Here is a 2,477-nt window from a genome sequence, read left to right as displayed (position 1 = left end):
AGGTTGAAATAGTAAGCCTTAATCCAACCGATGATTTATACAAAAACGAGAAGCTTAAGAAAAAAGTTCTATGACAACTTACTTGACAAACACCGAAACTAAAAAAGGACAACTTGACTTTGATATGTCAGAACCAGAGTTCTTGATTCAATATATGAATAGACATGAAGATTGGGCTGTTATCATTTGTCTTATTGGTGGTGGACAAGAAATAAACACTGGAGAAGCAGGGTTGGGAGAATGGTTTGAGACGATAAAGTATAAGCATAAAGATTGGAATGTATTTGTTTCTAATAGAATTACGGATGACGAATATAGAAGGGGAAAAGACCTTAATACTATGCTATCAGCTATTAATGCAAATATTAAGGAAGACCTTCATTTATCTGTATCATTACGTTCTTTTAGAAGTGAAAATTTATCTGGTTTTGTAAAGAGTTTATTAGATGTTGAGTGTGTTGATGCTAAAGAACTTTTTAATACACTGAAGGATAATTATGATATTGTAATAACAAGAGATTTGGTTGCTGCTAAAAACTGGATTAAAAATAAGGCTAGAGGCACAGAAAGATACGGTATGATTGCAAGCTCTGGAGCACTTAGACTAAAAGCAGAAGGGATATTTGTAAAGAATGATATTGAGGCAAAAAATTGGTTTTTAAATGATTGCTTAGATGTGAGATCATCATATTATCTTGAGGATACAGCTACGGAGTTTGATATACAGGGATTAGAGCTCGATTTCGCATTAGTAGCTTGGGGCGCTGATTTTAGGTTTAATGGTGAAGAGTTTATTTATAAACAATTTAGAGGTAATAAGTGGATAAATATAAATAGTAATGACAAAAAATTGTACTTAAAAAATGCTTATAGAGTGCTACTAACTAGAGCTAGACAAGGTATGGTTATATATGTCCCGTATGGAGATGATAATGATCATACAAGGAGATGTGAATATTATAATGGGATTTATGAGTATATGAAAGAGATAGGCATTGAGGGAATTAGCAAATATTAGGAGAATATATGAAAGGAAGCGCTGATTTACTAATTAATGGAGAATATAAAAAAATCAACATCTGGGATGTAATTCATTGGAAAACATTTGAACCGGAATATTGGGAAAAAAGCAGAGACAATATCTATAGCATTCATCAAAATACTAATCTTAAGGAAAAAATGTTTTTTGTTTCAGGAAAAAATGGAGTGCTTAGCAAAAGTTATTTTAAATATCAATCAAATAAATCAAATAGAATTTATGAAGGTTATGAAGAAAGCTATAGACACGAATTTTTTAAGGAGTGTATTTCTAGATTAGAAGTTATTAATATAAAAGTTAAGGGGCAACCTGTTAAAATTTATATTGATAAATCTGTGCAAGAAGAGGTTGTATACACTAGTGAAACCAAGTATAGAGTAGTAGATGTGATGGTGTATTTTACAAAATCAGAACCAGCTATATATTATGAAAACTGGGCTGGAAAGTTAGCTATAGAAATATATTATAGTCATAAAGTCGATGAATTGGAGATAAAAGAGTTTAGAGATTTAGAAATACCTATAATAGAATTTAATGCTATAAATTGGAAATATGTTAAATAGGATTTTAAAACCCAGGAAGAAGAAAAACAATACAATAACATTGTGTCAAAACTAAATGATACTTTATATGCTTCTATTCTGGTAGACCCTATTTTAAAAGAATACCTAATTTCTGAGAAAATTAATGAACTTGATGCACAAAATAGAGAACTGAAAGAGCAACTTAGACTAGATACTATTAATAAAAAAAAGAAATTAAGAGAGTTAGCTTTTTTAAAAAAAGAAATTAATAACATTAAGGATATAAACATTTCACTAGAGAATAAGATTAGTAACTTACAAAAGAAATTAGATACGATTAAATCAAAATAGATTTATAAAATGCTAAACTGTTATTTTAATAAGTAGCCATTGATATTACTTTGATATTAAAAATTCACCAAACATCAAATAAGACAAATAAAATATCCAAAATACCATATAAACGCTACTAAAACTAAACAAATAAGTTTAACTTGCATCCTAACTTATCGAGTGGGAGTAACTTCTCATTGAATCAAGCCTTTGGCGTAGATGGCATGATTGGAGTAGTATGATAAGACCCTTATAATGGCTATAAATAGTTGTTATAAGGGTTTTTATGTGTGATGGTTATAACTAATAAAAGTATATTAATTTATCATCTAATATTGCATTATGATATAATGTGAGCAAATATACATGTGGAGGTACAAGGTGTGAAATAGCAAGAAGTAAGGGAGCTATATCTAAATCAATTTGTCAAATTTGATTGTATATTTGTAATTTAATGTTCAGCGAATTTAAATTTATAAGGAGTGTTTTTATGAAAAAATCAATTATTTTATTGATTATTGTATTATCATTTTCACTGATAGGATGTAGTAAAACTGAAGTAACAGATTCTGAAAATGAAA

Annotated in this window: 2 protein-coding genes; both read left to right on the top strand. The window is 28.8% G+C overall.

Translation table 11 applies throughout. The features are described from left to right. Nucleotides 1-70 precede the first annotated feature (70 nt). Nucleotides 71-1,018, top strand: a complete 948-nt coding sequence (locus Q326_RS17610) for a DNA/RNA helicase domain-containing protein (RefSeq protein ID WP_051531537.1) — start codon at nucleotides 71-73, stop codon at nucleotides 1,016-1,018. Nucleotides 1,019-1,026: 8 nt separating this feature from the next. Continuing rightward, on the top strand, nucleotides 1,027-1,602 hold the full coding sequence (locus Q326_RS18355; RefSeq protein ID WP_026896062.1) for a hypothetical protein: 576 nt from the start codon (nucleotides 1,027-1,029) through the stop codon (nucleotides 1,600-1,602). The last annotated feature ends 875 nt before the right edge of the window (nucleotides 1,603-2,477 follow it).

The organism is Clostridiisalibacter paucivorans DSM 22131, from assembly GCF_000620125.1.
GTDB classification, from domain to species: Bacteria; Bacillota; Clostridia; order Tissierellales; family Clostridiisalibacteraceae; genus Clostridiisalibacter; species Clostridiisalibacter paucivorans.
The sequence above is the reverse complement of the archived record's forward strand: the minus strand, read 5'-3'. Positions and strand labels throughout refer to the sequence as shown.

Bases quoted from the DNA above. Each gene is read 5' to 3' on its own strand.
- Q326_RS18355 (WP_026896062.1), top strand. From the start codon at position 1,027: ATGAAAGGAAGCGCTGATTTACTAATTAATGGAGAATATAAAAAAATC.
- Q326_RS17610 (WP_051531537.1), top strand. From the start codon at position 71: ATGACAACTTACTTGACAAACACCGAAACTAAAAAAGGACAACTTGAC.